We start from the raw sequence: 25,442 nt of genomic DNA, 5'->3' as shown, positions 1-25,442 counted from the left end.
TATCAAGGTGACATTCTTATTCGTTTGGAGCGTGAAGTGTCTGAAATAAAACAAAAATTATCAGTTTCGGTGTTCGAGTCGTTACTGAAGCCCAGTACAGATTACTTAGGCACTGAATTAAAGGACTACTTTCAAAATCGAATTGAAGGAGCTAAAGCTAAACGAGAGGAACAAAATCTACTTTCACACATTGAATCGGTTCGCAAAAAGTCGGTTAGCAAGCAAGAGACCGAGCTTTCTTATTCTCAACTAGAACTATTTGAGCAATGGGCTGGGGAGATAGAAAAGATAGATCCTTCAGATGAAACGTTATCAGATATCTGGCATAACTTACTATTAAACTCTGAGGATAGTTTTAATTCTGAAGTACTGCTTACAAAGCTTAAGAAACTATCATCCGGAGACGCTATAACTCTAATTAAGGTGTTTAATCGAGACAGCTTGAGTAGAGAGGACCGTTATCGTCTAACAAATCTAAAAACTCTGGGGTTGGTTGAACAAAATGAATTAAAAATAGGGTTGATCCAATTTTTATTTATGGCAATCACATTTTTAGCGCTCTTATCGACGGTCGTTCTTCTGTTTTCTCCTCCCGAAGTACTAGCAAGCCTTTCCAAGCCAGTCTCTAAAACGATAGCTTTCTTACCTATGATTGTTTCTGGGTTAAGTGCTGTCGGCATTGTAAAGTACCTCAAGGCAGGTAATGGCAAACGTTTCAACATTTGGCGGCTTACTTGGCTAGGAGAACGGTTAGTTTCCCTTAGTAAAAAAGAACGCTTATAACAAAGCATTTAAGAGTGATTCGCAACGCTTGGCAGTTTCGCTTCGCTCAAGTATAGCCAAGCGTCGCTCACACCTTAATGCGGCGTTAGGTTGCTTTAAGTTTGTACGGTTTGTAGTTTTGCAATCAGCCACTTCAATAATCTTGTTTGTCGCTAATCTCAGTGGTCATGTGGCTCGAACTTTTTTCAGGTGAAAGTTTCATTCAACTGGTAAGCTTTGACGTTAGTGGCTGAGGACTTTCCGTTTTAATTGCTCTTGCCCAAGTCTATTCATTGGTAGTTAGTTATCTCAATTTGGTTAGCTTTTTGGCTTCAGCGAGCCACCGCAAAAACAGTGACGTGGTTATTATCCAGCTTTGGTGGTTATTGCGGTGCAGTTGGCCTTGGTGTTTCATGGGTGAGTCCTATAGCTTAAGCAAACGTAGATGCTCGTAATGAGCATACCTAACCATCCGCTCAAGACGGACAACCAACGCTTAGCGGTTTTGTATCTGGTTGTGCTCAGTGTTTACGGTGGTTTTTTGAGTTTGGTGTTATTGTTGGTCGCCGCTTAGCAAGGGCGTTATGTGAATAGGGAAAATCATGACATTACGAGTAGTTCCAGAATTGTATTGTTTCGATATAAATGTAAGTAAGGCTTTCTTCACAGATATTCTTGGTTTTGCCATCAAATACGAAAGGCCAGAAGAACAGTTTGTATATTTAACACTCGATGGTGTCGATTTAATGTTAGAAGGCTTATCCAGTCAAAGTCGTAAGTGGATCACTGGTAATCCAGAATTCCCGCTGGGCCGTGGTATGAACTTTCAGTGGGATGTTAATGACATTGAACGCTTATATCGTGAAGTGTGTTCGAAATCTAATGAGTCAATTTATCTAGCGCTCGAATCTAAATCGTATGAATGTGGTACTAAGTCCGTCGTTCAAAAGCAGTTTATCGTGCAATCACCAGACGGGTACTTGTTTAGGTTCTGTCAGGACGTCCGTTGACAAAATTCACATAACAAAGCATTTAAGAGGGATTCTCAACGATTGGCGGTTTCAGTTTAAAGTTCAGCTTAAGTGTTTATGGCACAATGGCTTAGTTTTGGGTGGCTTGCGTTGTTCACCCCTTAATGCGGCGTTAGGTTGCTTTAAGACTGTACGTTTTTTAGTTTGGTGCTCAGCCACTTCGAATCTTTCTTTGTCGCTAGTTTTAGTGGTTATGTGGCTCAAACTTTGTCGGGTAAAATTTTATTCAATTGGCAAGCTTTGATGTCAGTGGCTGAGTGTTTTCCGTTTTAAGTGCTCTTGGTCAAGTTTGTTCGTTGAAAGTTCGTTATCTCAATTTGGTTAGCTTTTTGGCTTCAGCGAACCACCGCAAAAATAGTGACGTGGTTGTTCTTCAGCTTGCTGGATATTGCGGTGCAGTTAGCTTTGGTGTTTCATAGGTTGGTCTTATAGCTCCAGCGAGCAAAGCGTTCGTAATGAGCATACCTAACCATCCGCTCAAGACGGACAACCAACGCTTGGCGGTTTTGTGTCTGGTTATGTTTAGTGTTTACGGTGGTTTGCTGTAGTTTTGTGGTATCGTTGGTTGCCGCTTAGCAAGGGCGTTATGAGGCATATGGATATTCAACTAGTACAAATAGAAAGTGATGAGTTTGAAAATCTGTTTTCTGTTGTGAAACAAGGACTTTATTCGCATGTTGATGCCGTCTTTGGTTGGTGTGATGAGTTTCAGGTCAATCGCTTAAAAAGTGACTACGAGCCGCATTGGTTTCACTGGGTTTATCTCAATAACACGCAAGTAGGAATGCTATGTTTCAAGCCTTACGACGCTGCACTTCATGTACATTTATTCATTGTGTTTCCAGAGTTTCAAAATCAAAAATTGGGTCGAAAGGTAATGAATATGGTTCACGAAATAGCGCGAGAGCAAGGGCGTAGTCACGTAACCTTATCAAGCTTTACTAGAAATGAGTCAGCGGTAAGGTTTTACAAATCTCTAGGGTACAAGGTGACTGAAAGCGATGAAAACTTCCTTTCTTTGTCTCTTCAAGTTGCCTCATAACAAAGCGTTAAAGACGGACTCGCAACGCTGGGCGGTTTTGGTTGCAAATTTTAGTCCGGTGTTTAAGGTTGTTTTATTTAGTGTAGTGGGGCGTTGCTCACCACTTAACGCGGCGTTATGTTTGCTCGATTGTTAGCAATTTATATAGAGGTCTTAGTGAATTTCATAAAATTATCGATGTTATGCTTTATAAGTGTATTTGTTTTTCAATTAATAGCACTTACAACGTTCCCTAGTGTAATTGAGCAGTATGAATGGATTTCGTGGGTAGAAGTTGTGCTCTTGAGCGTTGGTGTTTTTGGCCTCTGGCTTTCTCCAGCGGTGGTTGCATTTCGTGCCAGAGAGGTTCGACACCGATTTTTAATAATTTTTTTGTCGTTGGGCCTTCCTATTGTAGGTGGTTTTATAGGTTATTTTATTCTCAAAGGAGAGATAAAGCATCTTCAAGAAACATAACAAACTGCTTAAGACGGACAGCCAACGCTCGGTGACTTTATATTTGGTTGAGTTAAGTGTTTAAGGTGGGCTGTTTGAGTTATATGGTATTGTTGGCAGCCGCTTAGCAGGGCGTTATACGAATTATCAGGGAGTATCGATTGGAAGTAGTTGTTCAAAGAATTTTTAAGAGAGTTCTACTGATATTTGCTGGGTCTGGGTTGTTAACCAATGCAATGTATGTCTACGGTCTTGGTTACTACCAAGGGTATGTGGAAGCTTTTGGTTTTGAATATGCATTTTTCGCTATAGACTGGGCTAATGCAATAGTATGGACATATTATGCAAGTAGGGAACTAGGCGTAAACTTAATAATTATAATGGGTACATACCCCCATGCAGTATTAGTGATTTTCCCTACGGTGTATTTATTTGCAAGGGTTTGGTCGTCCTTAACCGCAGAAACTACAACCTCAAATGTACAAGCTATAGATGCAAATGGTCTTAAAAACTATAGGTCGAAAGTACGTTATGTGCGCTTTAAAGCCACTCATCCATTTCTATTTGCTTATATCCTCAAACCACTAGCATGGCTCTTTGCGAAGGAACAGGCATTTTTTGCTTTCTTGGCGTCATATTTTTTCTTATTCATTTTATGTCTACTACCTTTGTTCGTTTCTATATGGGTATTTTTGCCAAGCATTGGCAATCAACATGGTCAACTAGTTGTGTCAGAGTACCTAGACGGGAAAAGTGGTAAAATTTGTGAAAGGGCTGAGAACGGCTGGAATCCCTGCGTTTCAATTAAGACTAAGCATCTTAAGGAGTATAACCCGACTATTGAAGAAGAAGTCACAGGTTTAATTATCTTAAAAAACGGGTCTTATGTTGGTCTCTATACAGAAAGTGGCTCAATTACAATGACATTACCGCAAGGCTTTTACTATAAAAATGAACAGCAATAAAAATTCGTATAACAAAGCGTTTAAGACAGATTCGCAACGCTCGGCATTTTCGGTTTGATTCAGCTTTAGTGTTTACGGCACAATGGTTTAGGTTCAGTGGGTGCGTTGCTCACTACTTAACGCGGCGTTAGGTTGCTTTAAGTTAGTACGGTTTGTAGTTTTGCAATCAGCCACTTTGAATCCTTTTGTTGTTACTAGTGTCAGTGGACATGTGGCTCGAACTTTTTTAGGTGAAAGCTTTCTTCAATTAGCTAACTCTGGCTTGAATGACTAAGTGTTTTCTGTTTTTCAGTGCTCCTGCCCAAGTTTATTCATTGGAAGCTCGTTATCTCAATGTGGTTAGCTTTTTTGTTTCAGTGAACCACCGCAAAAATAGTGACGTGGTTACTATTCCCGTTTCGGTGGTTATTGCGGTGCAGTTGGCTTTGGTGTTTCATGGCTTAGTCTTATAGCACCAACGAGCAAAGGCACTCGAAATAAGCATACCTAACAATCAGCTCAAGACGGACAACCAACGCTTGGCGGTTTTGTGTCTGGTTTGGTGCGGCGTTTACGGTGGTTTGTTTTAGTTTTATGGTATTGTTGGTAGCCGCTTAGCAAGGGCGTTATGTGCAAGGAGGCAATATGACCAAGGTTTACCTATTTGACTGGGGTGACACGTTTATGATCGATTTCCCAGAACACAGCGGAAAAATGTGTGACTGGGTGACGGTTCAGGCTGTCGATGGGGCTCTTGAAGTTCTTAGAAAGCTATCAATAAACAATAAGGTCTACGTAGCCACAAATGCTTCAGATTCATCAGAAGCTGATATCAAGGCTGCATTTGACCGAGTTGGTTTGTCTCAATATATCTCAGGTTACTTCTGTAAAGCGAACCTTGGTATTGGTAAGGGAACGCCAGGGTTTTTCGACAAGATAATCGGGGTGTTAGGCATAGAGCCTAAATCAGTTGTGATGGTTGGGGATACATACGATAAAGACATTGCGCCAGCAATCACAGCGGGCATTAATGTAATCTGGTTTAATCCCACAAAACAAAGTGTTAGTGCTGTCCACAATGTAAAGCAAGTCTGTCATTTGTTGGAAATTTGCACATAACCAAGCATTTAAGAGTGATTCGCAACGCTTGGCAGTTTCGCTTCGCTCAAGTATGGCCAAGCGTCGCTCACACCTTAACTGGGCGTTAGGTTGCTTGAAGTTTGTACGGTTTTTTAGTTTGGCGCTCAGCCACTTCAACTGTTTTGTTTGTCACGAATTTAAGTGGTCGTGTGGCTCGAACTTTTTCAGGTGAGAGCTTCATTCAACTGGCAAGTATTTGATGTTAGTGNGGGCGTTAGGTTGCTTGAAGTTTGTACGGTTTTTTAGTTTGGCGCTCAGCCACTTCAACTGTTTTGTTTGTCACGAATTTAAGTGGTCGTGTGGCTCGAACTTTTTCAGGTGAGAGCTTCATTCAACTGGCAAGTATTTGATGTTAGTGACTGAGTGTTTTCTGTTTTTAAGTGCTTTTGGTCAAGTTTGTTCGTTGAAAGTTCGTTCTCTCAATTTGGCTAGCTTTTTTTGCTTTAGCGAACCACCGCAAAAACAGTGATATGCTCGTTACTCCACTTTGGTGCTTATTGCGGTGCATTGAGCTTTGGTATTTCATGGCTTAGTCCTATAGCTCAAGCCAGCAAAGGTGTTTGTAATGAGCATACCTAACCATTAGCTCAAGACGGACAACCAACGCTTGCCAGCAAAGGTGTTTGTAATGAGCATACCTAACCATTAGCTCAAGACGGACAACCAACGCTTGGCGATTTTGTGTCTGGTTATGTTTAGTGTTTACGGTGGTTGGTTTAAGTTTTGTGGTATCGTTGGTTGCCGCTTAGCAAGGGCGTTATGCGTAACAAGAGGTAATATGACTGATATAGCAACAATAAGTACAGCACTAACGAGTCTGAAAACAGCTGTTGAACTCACGAAAGCGGTTAGAACAAGTACTTCTGCGCTTGAACAAGCAGAAATTAACCTTCAATTGGCTGATCTTATCTCTGCTCTCGCTGATGCACGAATTGAAGTGTCAGAAATACAGGGATTGTTGTTAGAAAAAGAACAACTAATCTCTCAACTTCAAAAACAATTGGAAAACCAAGGCAATACTATCTACGAAAAGCCTTATTACTGGTTAGAGTCTGGTGGTAAAAGGGACGGCCCGTATTGCCAACGTTGTAAGGATATTAGTTAGGCTTCAAGAGGCAGGTTCTAAAGGTCGTTGGTCTTGTCGGTCATGCAGCGAAATATTTCTAGACAGTGATTATGTGGCTCCAAAAAAGAGAAAGCGGGTACATAGTACAGGGTTAGTCAATCGTTGGTAGGTTACGCATAACAAAGCATTTAAGAGTGATTCGCAACGCTTGGCGTTTTCGCTTCGCTCAAGTATAGCCAAGCGTCGCTCACACCTTAATGCGGCGTTATGTTCTAGGAGGAAATTCATGATTAGGGAAATCACAAAAGCCGATTTTGAGTCGTTTTGGCCAACATTTTCAGCGGTAATTCAGGCACAAGAAACTTATGCCTTTGACCCAAATATGACGCTAGAACAATCATTCGCTTTATGGTGTGAATCTCCCCTGAAAGCTTTTGCTTTCGTAGAAAATGACGTTGTACTGGGCTCTTACTACATCAAGCCAAATGCAATGGGGCCAAGTAGCCATATATGTAATTGTGGATACATGGTTTCTAGCGAAGCTAGAGGTAAGGGCATTGCACGCCTTATGTGTGAACATTCTCAGGAAACAGCTCTAAGACTTGGCTTTGATGCGATGCAATTTAACAGCGTGGTCTCTACCAATGAAGTTGCGGTGAAGCTTTGGGAGAAGCTAGGGTTTCAAATCATAGGTACAATTCCCAAGGCATATAAGCATGCTCATTTAGGGTTAGTTGATAGCTACGTCATGTACAAATGGCTACGAACATAACAAGCAATTTAAGAGGGATTCACAACGCTCGGCATTTTTGCTTCTACTTCAAATTTAGTGTTTATGGCACAATGCTTTAGGTGTGGGTGGTGGCGTTGCTCACCCCTTAATTGGGCGTTAGGTTGCTTTAAGTTTGTACGGTTTTTTAGTTTGACAGTCAGCCACTTCAATAATCGTATTTGTAGTGAACCTCAGCGGCCACGTGGCTCGAACTTTTTCAGGAGAAGGTTTCATTCAACTGGCAAGCTTGGATGTTAGTGGCTGAGTGTTTTTCGTTTTAAGTGCTCTTGGCCAAGTTTGTTCGTTGAAAGTTCGCTATATACATCCGGTTAGTTTTTTTGCTTCAGTGAACCACCGCAAAAATAGTGATTTGGTTGTTATTCAGCTTGGGTGGTTATTGCGGTGCAGCTAGCTTTGGTGTTTGATAGTTTAGTCCTATAGCTCCAGCGAGTAAAACGTTCGTAATGAGCATACCTAACCATCAGCTCAAGACGGACAACCAACGCTTGGCTATTTTGTGTCTGGTTTGGTGCGGCGTTTACGGTGGTTGGTTTGAGTTTTGTGATAGGTTGGTAGCCGCTTAGCAAGGGCGTTAGTTTTCACGCCACCACAGGAGGTTTATCATAAATGGTCTCATTCAGAAGTATGAATGACGCTGAATTTCGGTCTTATAGATCGTATTCAAATAAATTTAGGGGCTTAGAATTAGCTCAAGCTAATTATGTTTCTAGCGAAGATGGTATTCGGCTAGCGAATATCGAACTAGATGAGTGCTTACCTCAAGGCTTAGATACACCAAATAATGTTCTTCTTAGTCTTGAAGCTAAAACCCAAAAGGGTAAGAGCCAAATTGGTTATTTTTGGTATGGTTCAAATAGTGACAATGTGTTTATCTATGATTTTCAGGTTTTTCCCGAGTTTCAAGGTAAAGGTTATGGTCAAAAAGTTTTTCAAATACTCAAAGAGCAGTGGTTTAGCACAGGTGTGGTTCAGGTCGAATTATTAGTTGCTTACGAAAATGATAGGGCGTTTAAGCTTTATCAAGAGCTAGGTTTTCAAGCAACAGGCATCAATATGCTATGCAAATGAAAACTAACAAATTGCTTAAGAGTGACGGCTAACCTTAGGCATTTTTGGTTTGCTTGAGTTTTGTGATTACGGTGGCTTTGCTCAGGTTTCGTGGTTTAGCCGCACCTTAGCAAAGCGTTATGTACAAAGAGCTTGACTGCATCTTTCACAAGAAATTACTGGTCGTGTTGTATGAAAAATAATCGAATTCATCTTAATGAGCTGATTGCAGAGTATACTGAGAACTCAAAGATTATAAATAAAGCAAATGAAGAGCTTTTAAATAATGACAGAGGCTTGTTTAAAGCTAAATTAAAAATAAGTCTAAATATTGCAAAATCAGTGCATAAACAACAATTGGAAAAACTCGAAGAGTTAGATGGTAGCTTTGTGGGTGATTTGGAAGACTCTATGCACGATAACTTCGCTCATCTAAGCATCAAGGACACCAATTATAAAGTAGTCGAAAGAGCAAGGGTGGTCTTTACTAGTAGTTTGGGACGGTTCGAAAATACTATTGCTGCTATAGAGGATAGTTTGAATTTTGATCAATCTATTGTGCTGGCGAGAATAAGTATATTTGTTGCTATTTTATCTATTGCTACGAGTTATTTCAGTGGGTAAATTTGTACATAACAAGCAATTTAAGAGGGATTCACAACGCTTGGCATTTTTGCTTCTACTTCGAATTTAGTGTTTATGGCACAATGCGTTAGGTTTGGGTGGAGGCGTTGTTCACCCCTTAATTGGGCGTTAGGTTGCTTTAAGTTTTTACGTTTTTTTAGTTGGGTGCTCAGCCACTTCAACTGCCTTGTTTGTCGCGAATTTCAGCGGCCATGTGGCCCGAACATTTTCAGGTGAGGGTTTCATTCAACTGGCATGTTTTGATGTCAGTGGCTGAGTGTTTTCTGTTTTAAGTGCTCTTGCCCGAGTTTATTCATTGGCAGCTCGTTATCTCGATGTGGTTAGCTTTTTTTGCTTCAGTAAGCCACCGCAAAAAATAGTGATGTGGTTACTATTCAGCTTCGGTGGTTATTGCGGTGCAGTTGGCTTTGGTGTTTTATGGGTAAGTCCTATAGTTCAAGCTGGCTTAGGTGTACGTAATGAGCATACCTAACAATCTACTTAAGACGGACAACCAACGCCTGGCGGTTTTGTATTTGGTTGAGTTTAGTGTTTACGGTGGTTTGCTGTAGTTTTGTGATATCGTTGGTAGCCGCTTAGCAAGGGCGTTAGGTTGCTTTGGGTTTGTACGGTTTTTTAGTTTGGCAGTCAGCCACTTCAATAATCGTATTTGTAGTGAATCTCTGCGGCCATGTGGCTCGAACTTTTTCAGGTGAAGGTTTCATTCAACTGCCAAGTTTTGACGTTAGTGATTGAGTGTTTTCTGTTTTTAAGTGTTCTTGTCCAAGTTTACTCATTAAAAGTACGCTCTCTCAATTTGGTTAGCTTTTTGGCTTCAGCGAGCCACCGCAAAAACAGTGACGTGGTTATTATCTAGCTTTGGTGGTTATTGCGGTGCAGTTGGCCTTGGTGTTTCATGGGGGAGTCCTATAGCTCAAGCTAGCTAAAATGTTCGTAATGAGCATACCTAACCATCCGCTCAAGACGGACAACCAACGCTTGGCGGTTTTGTGTCTGGTTGAGGCTAGTGTTTACGGTGGTTTGTTTGAGTTTTGTGTTATTGTTGGTAGCCGCTTAGCAAGGGCGTTAGGTTGCCAATGGACATTTGCGACCTGATGTTTATTTTATTCGGTCATGGATCGTTTTATGAGGTGAAAATGAGTCAAACTATGAAATTAGATCTAGACATTGGTAATCGACATATTGTTATCCAACGTCGTTATGAGGCCTTGGGAGCAATCAATGATTTGCTAATAGCGATTTGGTTTTTAGTTGGTAGTTTTTTCTTTTTGAATGAGTCTCTTGTTGAAAGTGGTACTTGGTTGTTTGTTGTAGGTAGTGCCCAACTAATCATTAAACCACTAATAAAGCTTACAAGTTTAGTTCATGTTGGAAGAGTATCGAAGTCGTCAACCTAACCATCAGCTCAAGACGGACAACCAACGCTTGGCGATTTTGTGTCTGGCTGTGTTCAGTGTTTACGGTGGTTTGTTTGAGTTTTGTGGTATTGTTGGTAGCCGCTTAGCAAGGGCGTTAGGTTGCTTTGGGTTTGTACGGTTTTTTAGTTTGGCAGTAAGCCACTTCAATAATCGTATTTGTCTCGAATTTAAACGGCCATGTGGCCCTAACTTTTTCTGGTGAAAGATTCATTTAATTAGTAATCTTTGGCGTCAGTGGGTGAGTGTTTTCTGTTTTAAGTGCTCTTGCCCAAGTTTATTCATTAGTAGTTAGTTATCTCGATTTGGTTAGTTTTTTTGCTTCAGTAAACCACCGCAAAAATAGTGACGCGGTTGTTGTTCGGCTTTGGTGGTTATTGCGGTGCATTGAGCTTTGTAGTTTCATGGCTTAGTCCTATAGCTCAAGCTAGCAAAGGTGTTTGTAGTGAGCATACCTAACCATCCGCTCAAGACGGACAACCAACGCTTGGCGGTTTTGTGTCTGGTTGGGTATCGTGTTTACGGTGGTTTGTTTGAGCTTTGTGGTATTGTTGGTAGCCGCTTAGCAAGGGCGTTATGAATCCTTGAGGAAAGTTTATGAAATTAGTAACTACAATCTTATTACTTTTGGTATCTGCGAATGTCTTATCTGCTGAGTGGATTAGCTTGGAACCAAAGGACAATGAGGGAGTTGAAGTATTCCCTTCGAATTTTAGTAGCGGAATCGCAGCAGGCGTCTACTTTGTGCACAAATCGTCATTCGTTTCTTCTGAGACTTGCTCAACTAAGAAGTTCGTCGCAATTACTGATCCTAAGTTAGCGGATCAAGCGTTATCCATTGGGATGTTTGCACTAGCATCAAATAAGACAATTACACTTTGGGTTGACGGCTGCTCAAACAACTATCTACACGGTAAGGCAATTAAAATTCTGCCGTAATTCATAACAAGCAATTTAAGAGGGATTCACAACGCTTGGCACTTTTGCTCCTACTTCACTTTTAGTGTTTATGGCACAATGCTTTTGGTTTGGGTGGAGGCGTTGTTCACCCCTTAATTGGGCGTTATGTGCTTGGAGGGAAATAATGAATTCAAAGGAAGTCGTCTTAGCTTTTTGGGACGCAATGAAAACGAATGATTTCGCGAAAGCAAGTGAGTGGCTTAGCCCAGATTTTGAAGGATTTTGGCCTCAATCTGGTGAGCTTATTGTTGGACGAGACAACTTCACGGCAATTAACTCTTACTATCCAGCAAATGGTACTTGGGAGTTCGTCGTTCATTCAATTGTCTGCGATGGCGAAACAGTAGTCACTGATGTTTCTATAACTGATAGCGTTCAAAAGGCGCGTGCTATTACTTTCCATACGGTAGAAAATGGGTTTATTCGTAAACAGAAAGAGTACTGGCCAGACCCAATGGAAGCTCAGGAGTGGCGTTCCAAGTGGGTGAGGGTGGTGCAAGAGCAGGCACGCACATAACAAAGCGTTCAAGAGGGATTCTCAACGCTTGGCAATTTTGGTTCAAAGTTTAGCTTTTGTGTTTGTGGCACAATAATTTAGATTTGGCGGCTTGCGTTGTTCACCCCTTAACGCGGCGTTAGGTTGCTCTGGATTTGTACGGTTTTTAGTTTAGCGCTCAGCCACTTCAATAATCTTGTTTGTCGCGAGTTTCAGTGGCCATGTGGCTCGAACTTTTTCAGGTGAAAGTTTCCTTCTATTGACAAACATTTGTGTGAGTAGGCAGAGCGTCTTCTGTTTTTAGTGCTCTTGTCCAAGTCTATTCATTGGAAGTTTGTCATCTCAATTTGGTTAGCTTTTTGGCTTCAGTGTGCCACCGCAAAAATAGTGGCTTGGTTGTTATTCAACTTCGGTGGTTGTTGCGGTGCATTTAGCTTTGGTGTTTCATGGTTTAGTCTTATAGCTTAAGCGAGCAAAAGCATTCGTAATGAGCATACCTAACAATCAGCTCAAGACGGACAACCAACGCTTGGCGGTTTTGTGTCTAGTTGGGTATCGTGGTTACGGTGGTTTGCTGTAGTTTTGTGTTATTGTTGGTCGCCGCTTAGCAAGGGCGTTATGCGTCTGCGAGCCCGTTCATATAATCAATTTGAACGGACTTCATTTTGCTTACTTTGTTTGAAATGCTTCTAAGGTGTGCATTGCAGAATAAACCATTGCACGTTCGTGTTCACTAATGAGCTCTAAATTTACTCGTTCAACTCTATTTATGAGGCAAAGGCAAACCGCAGCCTCAACTTCATTATTCGGGGTTATGTTCCCTTTCATTACCTCGGCAAGGTAAGCTGCTAAAGAAATTAAAGCACTGTAGAATATTTTTACTTCTTGTTTTTTTGCTACTTCAAAACTTTCAGCAGGGACAGAGGCAACAACAGTATTGATAAAAGTTTGTTTACGTACTGATATATTTAGAAAACCATCGACCTCTTGGTCAAACTGAGCACCAATATCAGCCTGGACTTTAGCTGTGTATAATCTATTACCTATCGCATTAAACATCGAATGTTTCCTTAATATGGCATTCCACTGGAACGTTATGTTATAAAATTAAGTTTTAAAATCAAGTTGTTGTGTTGGTTAGTGTGGTTCATGTTGGAAATGTTAAAGCCTTACGAACAGTCGCATAACAAACTGTTCAAGAGGGATTCGCAACGCGTGGCATTTTCACTATGCGTTGATTTTAGTGATTAAGGTGGTATGCGGCGACTTTGGTATTGCGTTGCTCACCCCTTAACAGGGCGTTAGGTTGCTTTAAGTTTGCACTGTTTTTTAGTTTGGCAGTCAGCCACTTCAATAATCTCGTTTGTCGCGAATTTCAGCAGCTACGTGGCTCGAAGATTTTCAGGTGAAAGTTTCTTTAACTGGCAAGCTTTGACGTTAGTGGCTGAGTTTTTTCTGGTTTTAAGTGCTCTTGGCCAAGCTTGTTCGTTGAAAGTTAGCTATTTCCATCCGGCTAGTTTTTTGCTTTAGTGAACCACCGCAAAAAAGTGATGTGATTGCTATTCAGTTTCGGTGGTTATTGCGGTGCAGTTAGCTTTGGTGTTTCATGGGTTAGTCCTATAGCTCCAGCGAGCAAAGCGTTCGTAATGAGCATACCTAACCATCAGCTCAAGACGGACAACCAACGCCTGGCGGTTTTGTGTCTGGTTTGGTGCGGCGTTTACGGTGGTTTGTTTTAGTTTTATGGTATTGTTGGTTGCCGCTTAGCAAGGGCGTTAGTTGTTTTAAGAGGAAGTATTGAATGCAGTGGATATCTGCTTATAGTCGTTTGTTTAGTATGTTGGATAAAACAGGTTCACCTGCTTACCATAGCGGCTCAGCCTTCATTAAGGTCGTTCAACAGTTTGACCGTGGCTTGCCAGGTTATTCACTCTACATTGAAGAAAGAAACAGGCTGAAACAGAGTACAACTCGTCGAGACTTTTACTGGGACATCCTCCAAAATCTCGATGAATCAACACGATTCGAAGTGTTTCGTGCCTTTATAGACATTGTCGAGCCACATTGTCCAACTGAAGCTCAAGATCTTCGAGCATATATGTTTGGTAACGGTAACCCTGTTCCCAAGGCTACTATTCCAAACCATCAGTGGAGTTCTGATAAGCTCAATTCGACACTGTCTAAAATTGACAATGCAATAGATACGGCAAACTACAACAATGCAATGACTTTGGCATATACGTGTCTGGAGGGGTTGTATAAATCCTATGTTCAGAAACATGTTCCAGCTAGCAGCAATGTCACTGACTTAATACCGTTGTCCAAGTTGGTTCGAACAGACATTGATTCAAAGCTCTCAGCAGTAGGCAGTTATCCAGTTCAAATGGTGACAAGTATTTCTACACTGACCAGTGCAATTGCAAACTCTAGAAATAGCTTTAGTGATTCACACTTTGATCATGATGCTAATAAATGGCTAGCTATCTATAGTCGAGATTTAGTTAACTCTATTGGACGTTTGTTATTGCATTTTCTGTGAGCCAAACAACTAACAAAGCATTTAAGAGTGATTCGCAACGCTTGGCGTTTTCGCTTCGCTCAAGTATAGCCAAGCGTTGCTCACACCTTAATGCGGCGTTAGGTTGCTTTAAGCCTGTACGGTTTATAGTTTTGCAGTCAGCCACTTCAATAACCTTGTTTGTCGCGAATCTCAGTGGTCATGTGGCTCGAACTTTTTCAGGTTAAGGTTTCATTCAACTGGCAAGCTTTGATGTTAGCGATTGAGTACTGCCTGTTTTTAAGTGCTCTTGTCCAAGTCTATTCATTGGAAGTTCGTTATCTCAATCTGGTTGGTTTTTTGCTTCAGCGAACCACCGCAAAAATAGTGACGTGGTTGTTTTCAGCTTCAGTAGTGATTGCGGTGCAGTTGGCTTTGGTGTTTCATGGTTTAGTCCTATAGCTTAAGCGAGCAAAAGCGTTTGTAATGAGCATACCTAACCATCCGCTCAAGACGGACAACCAACGCTTGGCGGTTTCGTGTCTAGTTGAGCTTGGTGTTTATGGTGGTTTGTTTGAGTTTTGTGTTATGGTTGGTAGCCGCTTAGCAAGGGCGTTAGGTTGCTTTGGGCTTGTGCGTTTTTTAAGTTTGGCAGTCAGCCACTTCAATAACCTTGTTTGTCGCTAGTTTCAGCGGCTATGTGGCTCGAACTTTTTCAGGTGAAGGTTTCATTCAGCTGGCAAGTTTTGATGTTAGTGGCTGAGAGTCTTCCGTTTTAAGNTTTTAAGTTTGGCAGTCAGCCACTTCAATAACCTTGTTTGTCGCTAGTTTCAGCGGCTATGTGGCTCGAACTTTTTCAGGTGAAGGTTTCATTCAGCTGGCAAGTTTTGATGTTAGTGGCTGAGAGTCTTCCGTTTTAAGTGCTTTTGGTCAGGTTTGTTCGTTGCAAGTTCGTAATCTCTATTTGGTTAGCTTTCTTGCTTCAGCGATCCACCGCAAAAAACGGTGACGTGGTTATTATCCAGCTTTGGTGGTTGTTGCGGTGTATTTAGCTTTGGTGTTTCATGGCTTAGTCCTATAGCTCAAGCTAGAAAAGGTGTTCGTAATGAGCATACCTAACCATTAGCTCAAGACGGACAACCAACGCCTAGCGGTTTTGTGTCTGAGAAAAGGTGTTCGTAATGAGCATACCTAACCATTAGCTCAAGACGGACAACCAACGCCTAGCGGTTTTGTGTCTGGCTGAGTATCGTGTTTACGGTGGTTTGTTTGAGTTTTGTGGTATTGTTGGTAGCCGCTTAGCAAGGGCGTTATAAAACTTGGTGAAAAACGACGTGAATGAATACATTATTTTAGAAAAAGATGATCTCTCAATAGCGGTTGATATCGTTGATGATTACGCTGGTGATCAAATCAGAGGTTTACAGCAGGAAGGTTTCGCTGTTGTCTGTGAAAGCACTAAAGCTCACACAAAAGACAAAGCATTAAAACTCTGGTCCGAAACAAAAAAATATAATGCAGAACAATTGCGTTTCAAAAGAGTACGCGGAGAAGCAATCCTAGATTGGGAAACACTAAAAAATGTTGGTGGTGTTCAGAAGTCATATAGAACAAAAGTTCCCGGTGGTTGGTTAGTATCTGTTCAAAATTACAACCATAACGGTATAGGTTGTGGTGTTACTTTTTTACCTGATCCTGAGCATTTGTGGGATGGGAACTCGTTAAAGTAGTGCGCTTAAAAGTTTTATAACAAGCAATTTAAGAGGGATTCTCAACGCTTGGCATTTTTGCTTCTACTTCAAATTTAGTGTTTATGGCACAATGCTTTAGGTTCGGTGGGGGCGTTGTTCACCCCTTAATTGGGCGTTATGTGCTTGGAGGTAATTTTGCCTGATCTATTGAAGAAAGTAGTTCTAATCAACCTCACGGCGGCGTTGCTCGTAGTAGCTCTGTCGCAATTTGTATCTTTCTTTGCGACGACAAGACTCGTCGATTTTCTTTTCTTTGTAGTTATTGTCATTTGGTTTTTAGCAAAGCTCATGTGGGAAGGTGGGGTTCATAGCAAAACAACCCGTCTTGATGACTCTCGAACAGATAAAGTGTACAAAATGGTAGAAGGGCATGATTTTAATAAAGACGAACAAGAACACTACCGAATGAACTATCAAACGGGTTTAGTGTTCTTCGTTGCAGGTTTACCAGCTTTTATCGCTTGTTTAGTTCTGCAATTTCTTTGAGCGCGATCATAACAAAGCGTTCAAAGGGACATCCAACGCTTGGGAGTTTTTACACATAGTTTGGTGTTTGTGTTTATGTCACAATAGGTTAGTTGTGTGGTAGCGTTGCTGCCCATTAACGCGGCGTTAGGTGCTAGGAGGCAAACTTGAAAAAATTACTCGTGATATTGGCATTGGTTTCTGTGCCTAGCTTCGCTTCTGATGATATCGAAGACCCCTGTAAAGTGAAAGGTGGTGGGGTTATGGCCGGTTATCAGTGTGTGGAACAGAAGATGGAACTCGCAGACAAAGAACTTAACGAAAGTTATCAAGAAGCAATCGCTAGAATAAGCGAGGAAGAAGCAGCGCTAAGGGAAACCTGGTCTGAAACCGAGCTGGTGGAGCCGTTTCGAAAGGCCCAAAGGGCTTGGTTAAAATATAGAGACGCTGAGTGCGAGTTTTCAGGTCTTTCTTCCACGCCTTCACCTTGGCAAGGTGTCCAAATTGAAGAATGTAGGTTAAGAATGACGTTAGAACGAGTGGAATACTTCAAGAGTGTATATGTAGGTTAAAAGGAATGCGCCTAACAAAGCATTTAAGAGTGATTCGCAACGCTTGGCGTTTTCGCTTCGCTCAAGTATAGCCAAGCGTCGCTCACACCTTAATGCGGCGTTAGGTCGCTTTAAGCTTGTACGGTTTTTTAGTTTAGCGCTCAGCCACTTCAATAATCTTGTTTGTCGCGAATTTCAGCGTCTACGTGGCTCGAAGATTTTCAGGTGAAAGTTTCATTTAGTTGGCAAGCTTTGGTGTCAATGGCTGAGAGTCTTCCGTTTTAAGTGCTCTAGGCTAGGTTTGTTCGTTGGAGTTTATTATCTCAATTTGGCTAGCTTCTTTGTTTCAGCGAACCACCGCAAAAATAGTGACGCGGTTGTTGTTCGGCTTTGGTGGTTATTGCGGTGCATTGAGCTTTGTAGTTTCATGGCTTAGTCCTATAGTTCAAGCTAGCAAAGGTGTTTGTAGTGAGCATACCTAACCATCCGCTAAAGACGGACAACCAACGCTTTGCGGTTTTGTGTCTGGTTATGTTTAGTGTTTACGGTGGTTTGCTGGAGTTTTGTGGTATCGTTGGTAGCCGCTTAGCAAGGGCGTTAGGTTTCAATCGCGGTAATGGTGCATCTAGTTAAATCTAGATCTAAACTAGAAATCTAGATTTGACTGCAGTACACTATTCGCACTTGAGCAATAAGGAGAAAGTGATTATGCCGAGCTACCATGTAGATGCTGAGGTAGCATCAAAAATTGAAGCCTTAGTTAAAAAAGAGCCTTTCGAAAACCTTACTTTCAATGATGCTCTAATTCGTTTGTTGGCTCTTGTGCCCTCAGATGTACCCAACTCCGATGATATTTTGAATGACTTGCTGGCTTCATTACCTGACAAACGTTCGGTGAAATCTTCACCAAGGCCATCAGAGTGGGTTGAACAAATCCCTGAGTTAAATGGTAAAGCAAGGTTTCCTACATGGAAGTCTATTTGTGACTTCTTATCTATTGATGTTGGTGCTGACTCAGCTCGACGCAAGTTGGATGCATGGGTTACTAGTAATCGCCCTGAGTGGCCAAAGGTGCCAGAAGTTTAAAACCTAACAAAGCGTTTAAGGCAGATTCGCAACGCGTGGCATTCTCAGCCCAAATTGAATTTTGTGTTTAAGGTGTAATGGGTTAGGTCAGGTGTAAGTGTTGCTCACTACTTAACGCGGCGTTAGCAAGCCAAGGGTTTCACTAATAAAGGAGTTTAAATTTGAAGAAGTTTTTAGTTCTGGCTTTGTCATTAATCAGTGTGGAATCCCATGCGATAACTGAAGATGAGTTACTAAATTACTCTGTTGATGATGAGTCAACAATAGAAAATGAATACTTCAATAAAGTATTGCCTCAAAATCGATTCTTGTTATCAGATTACCCTGGACAAAGTAATAGTTATTCAAAAAGTAATTACGTTGGTCTTAATGACGTAGGTACTTTTCTGGTTGCCCAAGTTGGTGCTGGCGTTTTATCAGCGATTGCTGCTGGAGATCCAGAACTTGCAGGGTGGACTTATGTAATAGCGAGCCCAATGGCTGGGGCGGCCCCAAAAAGTAGTGTTGGACTAACTGGAGTCATCGGTTTGGCGGCTTTAGGTGCATATAATTTAAACATTGATCAAGACGAAACAAGTAAGGAGGAAATATTTATAACCAATATGCTTGGGCTGAATCTGCTCGTTTTCTCGTTGTGGTTTTCAGATCAAGTATTTTATGAATATGATACTGACTTTTCAATCTACCCTGACTCTCAGGGTGGCTGGAATTTCAATGTCAGATATAGTTTCTAGAAAACTTGCTAACAAAGCGTTTAAGACGGACTCTCAACGCTTGGTGGCTTCAGCTTACATTCTGGCTTAATTGTTTATGGAACAATAGCTTAGTGTGGTGAAAGCGTTGTTCACCACTTAACGCGGCGTTAGGTTGCTTTAAGCTTGTGTGGTTTTTAGTTTTGCAATGAGCCACTTCAATTGTCTTATTCGTCACAAACTTGAGCGGCCATGTGGCTCGAACTTTTTTAGATAAAGGTTTCATTCAACTGGCAAGCTTTGATGTTAGTGACTGAGTGTTTGCTGTTTTTAAGTGCTTTTGGTCAAGTTTGTTCGTTGAAAGTTCGTTATCTCAATTTGGTTAGCTTTTTTTGCTTCAGTAAAACACCGCAAAATGGTGACGTGGTTGTTATTCAGCTTCGGTGGTGATTGCGGTGTAGTTGGCTTCGGTGTTTCATGGGCTGGCCCTATAGCTCAAGCTAGCAAAGGCATGTTTGATGAGCATACCTAACCATCAGCTCAAGACGGACAACCAACGCTTGGCGGTTTTGTGTCTGGTAGTGTTTAGGGGTTACGGAGGTTTGTTTGAGTTTTGTGTTATTGTTGGTAGCCGCTTAGCAAGGGCGTTAGGTTGCTTGAAGTTTGTACGGTTTTTTAGTTTGGCGCTCAGCCACTTCAACTGTTTTGTTTGTCACGAATTTAAGTGGTCGTGTGGCTCGAACTTTTTCAGGTGAGAGCTTCATTCAACTGGCAAGTATTTGATGTTAGTNAACAGTGATATGCTCGTTACTCCACTTTGGTGCTTATTGCGGTGCATTGAGCTTTGGTATTTCATGGCTTAGTCCTATAGCTCAAGCCAGCAAAGGTGTTTGTAATGAGCATACCTAACCATTAGCTCAAGACGGACAACCAACGCTTGACGATTTTGTGTCTGGTTATGTTTAGTGTTTACGGTGGTTGGTTTAAGTTTTGTGGTATCGTTGGTTGCCGCTTAGCAAGGGCGTTAGGTTGCTTTAAGTTTGTACGGTTTTTTAGTTGGGCGCTCAGCCACTTCAATAATCTTGTTTGTAACGAATCTCAGCGACCATGTGGCTCGAACTTTTTCAGGTTAAAGTTTCTTCAACTGGCAAGCTTTGACGTTAGTGGCTGAGTTTTTTCTGGTTTTAAGTGCTCTTGGCCAAGCTTGTTCGTTGAAAGTTAGCTATTTCCACCCGGCTAGTTTTTTGCTTTAGTGAACCACCGCAAAAAAAAGTGATGTGATTGCTATTCAGTTTCGGTGGTTATTGCGGTGCAGTTGGCTTCGATGTTTCATGGGCTGGTTCTATAGCTCAAGCTAGCAAAGGCATGTTTGATGAGCATACCTAACAATCAGCTCAAGACGGACAACCAACGCTTGGCGATTTTGTGTCTGGTTATGTTTAGTGTTTACGGTGGTTTGCTGTAGTTTTGTGTTATTGTTGGTCGCCGCTTAGCAAGGGCGTTATGCTTTAGGTGAGATATGGACGTTACGTTAAATTCAAGAGAAATAAGAATCTCTTCTGAAAGCGAGTTGGGTGTGTATCTCGAAGAAATAGACAATGTATGTAAAGCAGAAGCTTGGATGTATTCTGAAAGCGGTAGCTCCATATGTATGTTAAAAAACGATGGCGATATGTTTTTAATGTATCTAGAGCATCCAGAAGATGATGGGGTAGTTTCTGTAGGTAAATTTAAAGGGCTCGAAAATATCGAGTTTGAGCTGGCAAATGGTCAAGTCGACGAGTACCCTAAATCATGGTGCTTAGGTTCGGAGTCAGCTTTAAAAGGTTTGGCTTACTTCTACATAAACAACGGCTTAAAGTCAGAGTATATAGATTGGCAAAAAGCATAACAAAAAAATGCAGACGGACCCACCTCCGCTCCGTCAAATTTGGGGTTCGCTGCGCTCACTATACCCCAAATTTGTCTCCACTCCGGTGGGCCGCTGATTTGGGCGTTATGAGTCCCCGAGGTTTTAAGTATGAAGTATCCAGATGATATAGATTTTTTGTACTTCCTAGAGAATCACGGTTGGAGTACGTGCTTAGTTTATGTAGGCGGAGAAATTTATGAAATGGGGCCTACTCATATCTTTGAAAACCCAATCGAGGTATTACTAAATGGATTGATTGAGATGATCCAAGGGGCTGACGAAGTTAATTTTAAGTGGCATGATGAGCCTGGCGAGTATGTCTGGAGTATTAAGCGTAATAAAGAGCAGAAGCATAAGATGGTTGTTTCTATTAGTGGATGTACGCGTGTGAATGCGTCTGGTAAAGCTAAACATGAAACTCTTGATTTTGAGGTTAAGTTAAAATTGTTCTCGGTTTGTGTTCTAAAGCAAATGGAAAAGATTCGTGATCTAATGACTGAGAAAAGTTTCAAGGAGAATCGAGAGGGAGAATTTCCATATACTGTATTTAAGGAGTTTCAGAGAGCGTATGATAGAGCTTACTCATAACAAAAAAATGCACGCGGACCTTCCGCTCCGTTACACAAAATGTGGTTCGCTACGCTCACTCTACCACATTTTGTTCCACTCCGGTCAGGCCGGTGATTTAGGCGTTATACATTAAAAAAGGAAGTGAATCACAATTATGTTAACTTTGTCTATTTTACTGATTTTTATAGGGATAGTTTTGTATTTTACAGTCGTTGTCGACATGTTTAAGCAAAAGATATGGTTGGGTTTCTTAGGGCTGTTCCTGTTTCCTTTCACGTATTATCACGCGTTTAAAAATTACTCTGGAAATAAGCTTCGTATGGGTTTGCTCTTAGTTGTCACGACACTATTACCTGTTACCTATATTCAGTTAGAGCTAAGTGCCGCTGGAAGTGAGTTGGAACCATTTTTGACTTCAGTAGGTGAAAGTAATCTTCTTAATTGCTCACTAGAGTCATCGGTTATGTCATCTGGTGGTGTAACATTTTACACGTTGTTTTGTTCCAGTAAGTTATCCGAAAGCCTTAAATATACAAGTGAAAGCGAGCTGGTCGATGTTTATTGGAAAAATATAATTCAACCTGCATTATCGGTTTATCGAGATAGCTTCGGGAAAGTAGAGGGTAAAGGGGTAGTGCTAGGCATCAAATCTCCTTCCAGTCTTATGGCTTGCTACAAAATAGAGAATCCCGGAAATGTTATTGAAGCATGGAGTTCTGGGTTGTCGGAGCCGTGTGGGTAAAAAATGTATAACAAAGCATTTAAGAGTGATTCGCAACGCTTGGCGTTTTCGCTTCGCTCAAGTATAGCCAAGCGCCGCTCACACCTTAATGCGGCGTTATATTGTTTTTCAAGTTCAGGGATTAAAATGGGTGAGTTATATAACACTCTAATGGTTTGTGCGGTGTTGGCTTCGTTGTTTCCGCTTATAAAATACAGCAAGAGTTTTTATGATGAGTGGAATGAAATGGAGAATGAGCATTGGCGCTCTAGAGGGGCTCCACCGTTCGTAGTGTTCCATTTTGGTATGTTCTTATTTGTCCCAATGCTTTTCGGCAAAGATCTGGATCATCTGAATAATAAGAGGTTGATAAAACTTAGGAATGATCTCAGGTACAGCTTTGCTATTTTTTCGCTACTGTTGCTCGCATCCCAGTTAAATCAATAAATTGGTTTTGGCAGCAGCAATATAACAAAGCGTTTAAGGCGGATTCACAACGCTTGGCGATTTTGGTTCAAGTCAGCTTAAGTGTATAAGGTACAATGGGTTAAGTTTGGTGGTTGACGTTGTTCACCACTTAACGCGGCGTTAGGCATATGGAATGGTATGAAATTAAATGAAGTAGATAAGTACTTAAGAACTTACAAATCCTATATGGAACAAATCAAGTTACGTAGTGCTTTGTTGATGGACATTCAAAAGAAGATCAATGGTTCAGGTAGTTACACTGGGAGTCTGGAAACCGACATTGATATCATATACTTACAAATACGAAAAATATGCGAACTAGTCATGCTATCATGCGTAGTTGCTAACCAAGCCTCAAGTCGAGACCTTAGTTCCAAGCTAAAAAAAAGTTATAAACCTGCAGAGATCAATCGATTGTTATCAAAGGTGAATAGCCGTTTTTACCCAAAGGCGGTAAAGAGACAGCTTCCTCATTTTGATGCTTCTAAATCAGACCTAGCAGGTACAACTCCATTAGATGTCAATGAACTTGTTTTAATGTGGAGTAAAAGTGGAGATTTTCTGCATGTATCAAGAAAGCAGCAATATCAAGAATCTAAAACAATAAATGCAATCTCTGAAGCATTTTTATTTATGCAGAAAACCGTTACGTTACTATCTCATCATTGGGTTGAAGTAGATGATGAACACAATTTAGTCGCAGTAATGAACCCCGTTGATGACATTGGAAATGAATGCGCAGGGGTACAAGTTGGCATTATGCATCGTGTACCAGAATCAAAAGTAAATAAAGATAAGGCTCGAAAGGTTGAATTCTATTAAAACTTATGCCTAACAAACTGCTCAAGGCGGACTATCAACGCTCGGCGATTTTGGTTCTAGTCTGGTACAGTGTTTATGGCGGTTAGGTTAAATGTCGTGCATGCGTTGCTAGCCACTTAGCAGGGCGTTAGGTTGCTTGAAGTTTGTACGGTTTTTTAGTTTGGCGCTCAGCCACTTCAACTGTTTTGTTTGTCACGAATTTAAGTGGTCGTGTGGCTCGAACTTTTTCAGGTGAGAGCTTCATTCAACTGGCAAGTATTTGATGTTAGTNCAGCAAAGGTGTTTGTAATGAGCATACCTAACCATTAGCTCAAGACGGACAACCAACGCTTGGCGATTTTGTGTCTGGTTATGTTTAGTGTTTACGGTGGTTGGTTTAAGTTTTGTGGTATCGTTGGTTGCCGCTTAGCAAGGGCGTTAGGCTAATGAGGTATACATGAGTAACTTGTTCAATGAAATAAATAGTCTCAGGGAAGCGTTTGTTCGTGAGATAAAAGAAAATGAAGAGGGTGATCTTGTTGTTACCTTGGTAGAACTAATATTCCAGAGCTCTGAACTGGAACCAAAAGCGATAAACCAGAAAGGTGGTGTTGATGGTTCTCCGTATCAGTCCTCTCCGATGTTTGCTGAAACCGAGGATAGTAGAGTATATGAGTTAGTTTTCTCTAGACCTGATTATTTTTGTTGCTCTGTAATTGATGAAGGGCGTACGTTTACTAACCCCTATGATGAGATTGAACCACCCGGTGGTAGAGTCATTGTATATAACAAATCAGTTTTCTTAGATTATGTAAAAGCTGAGACTTTTACTGATGAGGACGTTCATGGAGCTTTTAAGCACTATGGAATACTCGACAGCGATACAATAGTCAATGTGGCTTCATCAGCGCCACCAAAAATAAACCGAGTAAATTAGCCTAACAAAGCGTTTAAGACGGACTGCCTTACGCTAGGCACTTTTGGTTTGGTTGGGTTTTGTGTTTACGGTGGCCATGTTAGTTCTGTTGGCAGGCAGCCACTTAACGCAGCGTTATGTGGTACATGAGAATGCATGAGTATTACAAGTTAAAGAGTAGAGTGGCTGAAATCCTAGTTGAAGTAGGCTTCAAAGAAGTGAAACCCGATACTGACTTAGACTCTTGTGGCTCCATACATAGTATTTATGCCTCATACGATTCGAGGTTTATGATTCAGTGGGATGGTGAGGAACGTTTTGGCTCGGTTGAGTTCTGGGAAGATGATAGTTGGAAAATGTTAGAACCTATAGTTCCTGAAGGTTCTGTTCAAATCTTTGACAATAATCTTGCAGCTCTGTGCCTGAGTGTAGAAAATCACCTTTGACCTACCACATAACAAAGCGTTTAAGACAGATTCCCAACGCATGGCATTTTTTATTCCATCGTTGGGTTTTGTGTTTAAGGTAATATGGTTAGGTTCAGTGGTGGCGTTGCTCACTACTTAACGCGGCGCTATGTTTCAAATAGAGCTTGAAAGAGGAATTTTTGCCCTTATTTATTAGTAACCTTCTAATTCATAAGGACTAATAATGAAAAACTCTGCTAGATGGCTCTTAGGGGTAATGTTTGTGATTCCTGCAATTATGTTAGGTATCAACTTCTCAGGCTACGTATTCTGGTTAATTGGCTACATGGTCGTTATGGGCTTGGTCCTACGCGGACGTAGTAGCAATGATGTTAAAGGGGGAAGTGTTATCTACTTGGGTGCTGCTATTGCTGTGCTGGGTAAGCATTACATCCCAATTTTTACCGATCTTCACATCGGTGAAGTCGAAGACAAACTAATTATTGAAACATTTTTTCAAGTCATGCTAATGGCTAGTTCAGGTCTTGGTGGCAGTCTAATTGCTCATTATTACCTGTCGGAAAAACCAAAGAAAAAATGATGTGAGTTTCAAGTTAACCCCTGAAACATAACAAGCAATTTAAGAGGGATTCACAACGCTTGGCACTTTCACTTCTACGTCAAATTTAGTGTTTAAGGCACAATGCTTTAGGTTGGGTGGGGCGTTGTTCACCCCTTAATTGGGCGTTATGTGCTTTTCGGGAAAGGTTAGATGGAAGAAGATAAAAAGTTGGTTGCTGCGATTTGTGGTGACGGGGCTGAGTACTTT

Annotated in this window: 33 protein-coding genes; 32 read left to right on the top strand and 1 reads right to left on the bottom strand. The window is 41.3% G+C overall.

Annotated elements, in window-relative coordinates; translation table 11 throughout:
- Positions 1-36 precede the first annotated feature (36 nt).
- The 15 genes from L1D15_RS21475 to L1D15_RS21400 all read left to right on the top strand — a co-directional run bounded on the left by L1D15_RS21475 (position 37) and on the right by L1D15_RS21400 (position 11,797).
- A complete protein-coding gene (locus tag L1D15_RS21475) occupies positions 37-783 on the top strand; it encodes a hypothetical protein (RefSeq protein ID WP_239876989.1) in 747 nt (248 codons plus the stop codon).
- A gap of 581 nt (positions 784-1,364) precedes the next feature.
- On the top strand, positions 1,365-1,772 hold the full coding sequence (locus L1D15_RS21470; RefSeq protein ID WP_132937395.1) for a VOC family protein: 408 nt from the start codon (positions 1,365-1,367) through the stop codon (positions 1,770-1,772).
- 607 nt (positions 1,773-2,379) lie between these two features.
- Positions 2,380-2,835, top strand: coding sequence for a GNAT family N-acetyltransferase (locus L1D15_RS21460; protein ID WP_239876988.1), 456 nt, complete (start codon positions 2,380-2,382; stop codon positions 2,833-2,835).
- A 596-nt stretch (positions 2,836-3,431) separates the two neighbouring features.
- Positions 3,432-4,235: a hypothetical protein gene (locus tag L1D15_RS21455; RefSeq protein ID WP_239876987.1), complete on the top strand. Its 804-nt coding sequence runs from the start codon at positions 3,432-3,434 to the stop codon at positions 4,233-4,235.
- 624 nt (positions 4,236-4,859) lie between these two features.
- Positions 4,860-5,333 (top strand): HAD family hydrolase, encoded by a 474-nt coding sequence (locus L1D15_RS21450; RefSeq protein ID WP_239876986.1) that lies wholly within the window; start codon positions 4,860-4,862, stop codon positions 5,331-5,333.
- Positions 5,334-6,132: 799 nt separating this feature from the next.
- On the top strand, positions 6,133-6,459 hold the full coding sequence (locus L1D15_RS21445; protein ID WP_239876985.1) for a hypothetical protein: 327 nt from the start codon (positions 6,133-6,135) through the stop codon (positions 6,457-6,459).
- Between the two features lie 247 nt (positions 6,460-6,706).
- On the top strand, positions 6,707-7,192 hold the full coding sequence (locus L1D15_RS21440) for a GNAT family N-acetyltransferase (protein WP_239876984.1): 486 nt from the start codon (positions 6,707-6,709) through the stop codon (positions 7,190-7,192).
- Between the two features lie 645 nt (positions 7,193-7,837).
- On the top strand, positions 7,838-8,281 hold the full coding sequence (locus L1D15_RS21435; protein ID WP_239876983.1) for a GNAT family N-acetyltransferase: 444 nt from the start codon (positions 7,838-7,840) through the stop codon (positions 8,279-8,281).
- A 171-nt stretch (positions 8,282-8,452) separates the two neighbouring features.
- Positions 8,453-8,884, top strand: a complete 432-nt coding sequence (locus tag L1D15_RS21430) for a hypothetical protein (protein WP_239876982.1) — start codon at positions 8,453-8,455, stop codon at positions 8,882-8,884.
- A 957-nt stretch (positions 8,885-9,841) separates the two neighbouring features.
- Complete coding sequence (locus tag L1D15_RS22130; protein WP_345779274.1) at positions 9,842-10,000, top strand: hypothetical protein; 159 nt, start codon at positions 9,842-9,844, stop codon at positions 9,998-10,000.
- Between the two features lie 41 nt (positions 10,001-10,041).
- Complete coding sequence (locus L1D15_RS21415) at positions 10,042-10,302, top strand: YrhK family protein (RefSeq protein ID WP_239871653.1); 261 nt, start codon at positions 10,042-10,044, stop codon at positions 10,300-10,302.
- A complete protein-coding gene (locus L1D15_RS21410; RefSeq protein ID WP_239876981.1) occupies positions 10,271-10,525 on the top strand; it encodes a hypothetical protein in 255 nt (84 codons plus the stop codon). The genes L1D15_RS21415 and L1D15_RS21410 overlap by 32 nt, the downstream gene beginning before the upstream one ends.
- 240 nt (positions 10,526-10,765) lie before the next feature.
- Positions 10,766-10,900 carry a hypothetical protein gene (locus L1D15_RS22090; RefSeq protein WP_275658456.1) on the top strand — a complete coding sequence of 45 codons (135 nt, stop codon included), beginning with the start codon at positions 10,766-10,768 and terminating at the stop codon, positions 10,898-10,900.
- A 17-nt stretch (positions 10,901-10,917) separates the two neighbouring features.
- The gene (locus L1D15_RS21405) at positions 10,918-11,259 is read left to right on the top strand and encodes a hypothetical protein (RefSeq protein WP_239876980.1); all 342 of its coding nucleotides are present in this window, start codon (positions 10,918-10,920) and stop codon (positions 11,257-11,259) included.
- 145 nt (positions 11,260-11,404) lie between these two features.
- The gene (locus L1D15_RS21400; RefSeq protein WP_239876979.1) at positions 11,405-11,797 is read left to right on the top strand and encodes a nuclear transport factor 2 family protein; all 393 of its coding nucleotides are present in this window, start codon (positions 11,405-11,407) and stop codon (positions 11,795-11,797) included.
- Between the two features lie 648 nt (positions 11,798-12,445).
- On the opposite strand, the gene L1D15_RS21395 is transcribed toward L1D15_RS21400, so the two are convergent.
- On the bottom strand, positions 12,446-12,835 hold the full coding sequence (locus tag L1D15_RS21395; RefSeq protein WP_042766358.1) for a hypothetical protein: 390 nt from the start codon (positions 12,833-12,835) through the stop codon (positions 12,446-12,448).
- A 742-nt stretch (positions 12,836-13,577) separates the two neighbouring features.
- Between L1D15_RS21395 and L1D15_RS21385 the strand changes: the two genes are divergently transcribed.
- From L1D15_RS21385 to L1D15_RS21305, 17 genes are all read left to right on the top strand, one after another.
- Positions 13,578-14,315, top strand: coding sequence for a hypothetical protein (locus L1D15_RS21385; protein ID WP_102543689.1), 738 nt, complete (start codon positions 13,578-13,580; stop codon positions 14,313-14,315).
- A 180-nt stretch (positions 14,316-14,495) separates the two neighbouring features.
- Positions 14,496-14,735 (top strand): hypothetical protein, encoded by a 240-nt coding sequence (locus L1D15_RS21380; RefSeq protein WP_239876978.1) that lies wholly within the window; start codon positions 14,496-14,498, stop codon positions 14,733-14,735.
- 24 nt (positions 14,736-14,759) lie between these two features.
- Positions 14,760-14,960, top strand: a complete 201-nt coding sequence (locus L1D15_RS21375) for a hypothetical protein (RefSeq protein WP_239876977.1) — start codon at positions 14,760-14,762, stop codon at positions 14,958-14,960.
- Positions 14,961-15,607: 647 nt separating this feature from the next.
- A complete protein-coding gene (locus L1D15_RS21370) occupies positions 15,608-16,003 on the top strand; it encodes a hypothetical protein (protein WP_219584165.1) in 396 nt (131 codons plus the stop codon).
- Positions 16,004-16,159: 156 nt separating this feature from the next.
- On the top strand, positions 16,160-16,510 hold the full coding sequence (locus tag L1D15_RS21365) for a hypothetical protein (RefSeq protein WP_239876976.1): 351 nt from the start codon (positions 16,160-16,162) through the stop codon (positions 16,508-16,510).
- 146 nt (positions 16,511-16,656) lie between these two features.
- Entirely contained in the window at positions 16,657-17,061 is a 405-nt protein-coding gene (locus L1D15_RS21360; protein WP_021458089.1) for a lysozyme inhibitor LprI family protein, read from the top strand.
- 447 nt (positions 17,062-17,508) lie between these two features.
- Positions 17,509-17,673 carry a hypothetical protein gene (locus L1D15_RS21355; protein WP_239876975.1) on the top strand — a complete coding sequence of 55 codons (165 nt, stop codon included), beginning with the start codon at positions 17,509-17,511 and terminating at the stop codon, positions 17,671-17,673.
- 75 nt (positions 17,674-17,748) lie between these two features.
- The gene (locus tag L1D15_RS21350) at positions 17,749-18,126 is read left to right on the top strand and encodes a hypothetical protein (RefSeq protein ID WP_239876974.1); all 378 of its coding nucleotides are present in this window, start codon (positions 17,749-17,751) and stop codon (positions 18,124-18,126) included.
- A 161-nt stretch (positions 18,127-18,287) separates the two neighbouring features.
- Complete coding sequence (locus L1D15_RS21345; protein ID WP_239876973.1) at positions 18,288-18,860, top strand: hypothetical protein; 573 nt, start codon at positions 18,288-18,290, stop codon at positions 18,858-18,860.
- Positions 18,861-20,337: 1,477 nt separating this feature from the next.
- Positions 20,338-20,709, top strand: a complete 372-nt coding sequence (locus L1D15_RS21340; protein WP_239876972.1) for a hypothetical protein — start codon at positions 20,338-20,340, stop codon at positions 20,707-20,709.
- Between the two features lie 129 nt (positions 20,710-20,838).
- The gene (locus L1D15_RS21335) at positions 20,839-21,318 is read left to right on the top strand and encodes a hypothetical protein (protein ID WP_239876971.1); all 480 of its coding nucleotides are present in this window, start codon (positions 20,839-20,841) and stop codon (positions 21,316-21,318) included.
- Positions 21,319-21,454: 136 nt separating this feature from the next.
- Positions 21,455-22,042: a hypothetical protein gene (locus L1D15_RS21330; protein ID WP_239876970.1), complete on the top strand. Its 588-nt coding sequence runs from the start codon at positions 21,455-21,457 to the stop codon at positions 22,040-22,042.
- A 3-nt stretch (positions 22,043-22,045) separates the two neighbouring features.
- Positions 22,046-22,468 carry a hypothetical protein gene (locus L1D15_RS21325; RefSeq protein ID WP_239876969.1) on the top strand — a complete coding sequence of 141 codons (423 nt, stop codon included), beginning with the start codon at positions 22,046-22,048 and terminating at the stop codon, positions 22,466-22,468.
- A 159-nt stretch (positions 22,469-22,627) separates the two neighbouring features.
- On the top strand, positions 22,628-23,311 hold the full coding sequence (locus L1D15_RS21320) for a hypothetical protein (protein WP_239876968.1): 684 nt from the start codon (positions 22,628-22,630) through the stop codon (positions 23,309-23,311).
- Positions 23,312-23,747: 436 nt separating this feature from the next.
- Positions 23,748-24,227, top strand: a complete 480-nt coding sequence (locus L1D15_RS21315; RefSeq protein WP_239876967.1) for a hypothetical protein — start codon at positions 23,748-23,750, stop codon at positions 24,225-24,227.
- Positions 24,228-24,388: 161 nt separating this feature from the next.
- Positions 24,389-24,652 (top strand): hypothetical protein, encoded by a 264-nt coding sequence (locus L1D15_RS21310; RefSeq protein ID WP_239876966.1) that lies wholly within the window; start codon positions 24,389-24,391, stop codon positions 24,650-24,652.
- A gap of 205 nt (positions 24,653-24,857) precedes the next feature.
- Positions 24,858-25,214 (top strand): hypothetical protein, encoded by a 357-nt coding sequence (locus tag L1D15_RS21305; protein ID WP_239876965.1) that lies wholly within the window; start codon positions 24,858-24,860, stop codon positions 25,212-25,214.
- Positions 25,215-25,442 lie beyond the last annotated feature (228 nt).

The sequence above is a fragment of the Vibrio sp. Isolate25 genome (assembly GCF_022398025.1).
Lineage (GTDB): Bacteria > Pseudomonadota > Gammaproteobacteria > Enterobacterales > Vibrionaceae > Vibrio > Vibrio coralliilyticus_A.
The sequence above is the reverse complement of the archived record's forward strand: the minus strand, read 5'-3'. Positions and strand labels throughout refer to the sequence as shown.

What these genes read in the sequence shown, in the direction of transcription:
- L1D15_RS21470 (WP_132937395.1), top strand. Translation starts at nt 1,365, where the DNA reads ATGACATTACGAGTAGTTCCAGAATTGTATTGTTTCGATATAAATGTA.
- L1D15_RS21460 (WP_239876988.1), top strand. Translation starts at nt 2,380, where the DNA reads ATGAGGCATATGGATATTCAACTAGTACAAATAGAAAGTGATGAGTTT.
- L1D15_RS21450 (WP_239876986.1), top strand. Translation starts at nt 4,860, where the DNA reads ATGACCAAGGTTTACCTATTTGACTGGGGTGACACGTTTATGATCGAT.
- L1D15_RS21445 (WP_239876985.1), top strand. Translation starts at nt 6,133, where the DNA reads ATGACTGATATAGCAACAATAAGTACAGCACTAACGAGTCTGAAAACA.
- L1D15_RS21440 (WP_239876984.1), top strand. Translation starts at nt 6,707, where the DNA reads ATGATTAGGGAAATCACAAAAGCCGATTTTGAGTCGTTTTGGCCAACA.
- L1D15_RS21435 (WP_239876983.1), top strand. Translation starts at nt 7,838, where the DNA reads ATGAATGACGCTGAATTTCGGTCTTATAGATCGTATTCAAATAAATTT.
- L1D15_RS21430 (WP_239876982.1), top strand. Translation starts at nt 8,453, where the DNA reads ATGAAAAATAATCGAATTCATCTTAATGAGCTGATTGCAGAGTATACT.
- L1D15_RS22130 (WP_345779274.1), top strand. Translation starts at nt 9,842, where the DNA reads ATGAGCATACCTAACCATCCGCTCAAGACGGACAACCAACGCTTGGCG.
- L1D15_RS21415 (WP_239871653.1), top strand. Translation starts at nt 10,042, where the DNA reads ATGAGTCAAACTATGAAATTAGATCTAGACATTGGTAATCGACATATT.
- L1D15_RS21410 (WP_239876981.1), top strand. Translation starts at nt 10,271, where the DNA reads ATGTTGGAAGAGTATCGAAGTCGTCAACCTAACCATCAGCTCAAGACG.
- L1D15_RS21405 (WP_239876980.1), top strand. Translation starts at nt 10,918, where the DNA reads ATGAAATTAGTAACTACAATCTTATTACTTTTGGTATCTGCGAATGTC.
- L1D15_RS21400 (WP_239876979.1), top strand. Translation starts at nt 11,405, where the DNA reads ATGAATTCAAAGGAAGTCGTCTTAGCTTTTTGGGACGCAATGAAAACG.
- L1D15_RS21395 (WP_042766358.1), bottom strand. Translation starts at nt 12,835, where the DNA reads ATGTTTAATGCGATAGGTAATAGATTATACACAGCTAAAGTCCAGGCT.
- L1D15_RS21385 (WP_102543689.1), top strand. Translation starts at nt 13,578, where the DNA reads ATGCAGTGGATATCTGCTTATAGTCGTTTGTTTAGTATGTTGGATAAA.
- L1D15_RS21380 (WP_239876978.1), top strand. Translation starts at nt 14,496, where the DNA reads ATGTGGCTCGAACTTTTTCAGGTTAAGGTTTCATTCAACTGGCAAGCT.
- L1D15_RS21375 (WP_239876977.1), top strand. Translation starts at nt 14,760, where the DNA reads ATGAGCATACCTAACCATCCGCTCAAGACGGACAACCAACGCTTGGCG.
- L1D15_RS21350 (WP_239876974.1), top strand. Translation starts at nt 17,749, where the DNA reads ATGCCGAGCTACCATGTAGATGCTGAGGTAGCATCAAAAATTGAAGCC.
- L1D15_RS21340 (WP_239876972.1), top strand. Translation starts at nt 20,338, where the DNA reads ATGGACGTTACGTTAAATTCAAGAGAAATAAGAATCTCTTCTGAAAGC.
- L1D15_RS21335 (WP_239876971.1), top strand. Translation starts at nt 20,839, where the DNA reads ATGAAGTATCCAGATGATATAGATTTTTTGTACTTCCTAGAGAATCAC.
- L1D15_RS21330 (WP_239876970.1), top strand. Translation starts at nt 21,455, where the DNA reads ATGTTAACTTTGTCTATTTTACTGATTTTTATAGGGATAGTTTTGTAT.
- L1D15_RS21325 (WP_239876969.1), top strand. Translation starts at nt 22,046, where the DNA reads ATGTATAACAAAGCATTTAAGAGTGATTCGCAACGCTTGGCGTTTTCG.
- L1D15_RS21320 (WP_239876968.1), top strand. Translation starts at nt 22,628, where the DNA reads ATGAAATTAAATGAAGTAGATAAGTACTTAAGAACTTACAAATCCTAT.
- L1D15_RS21315 (WP_239876967.1), top strand. Translation starts at nt 23,748, where the DNA reads ATGAGTAACTTGTTCAATGAAATAAATAGTCTCAGGGAAGCGTTTGTT.
- L1D15_RS21305 (WP_239876965.1), top strand. Translation starts at nt 24,858, where the DNA reads ATGAAAAACTCTGCTAGATGGCTCTTAGGGGTAATGTTTGTGATTCCT.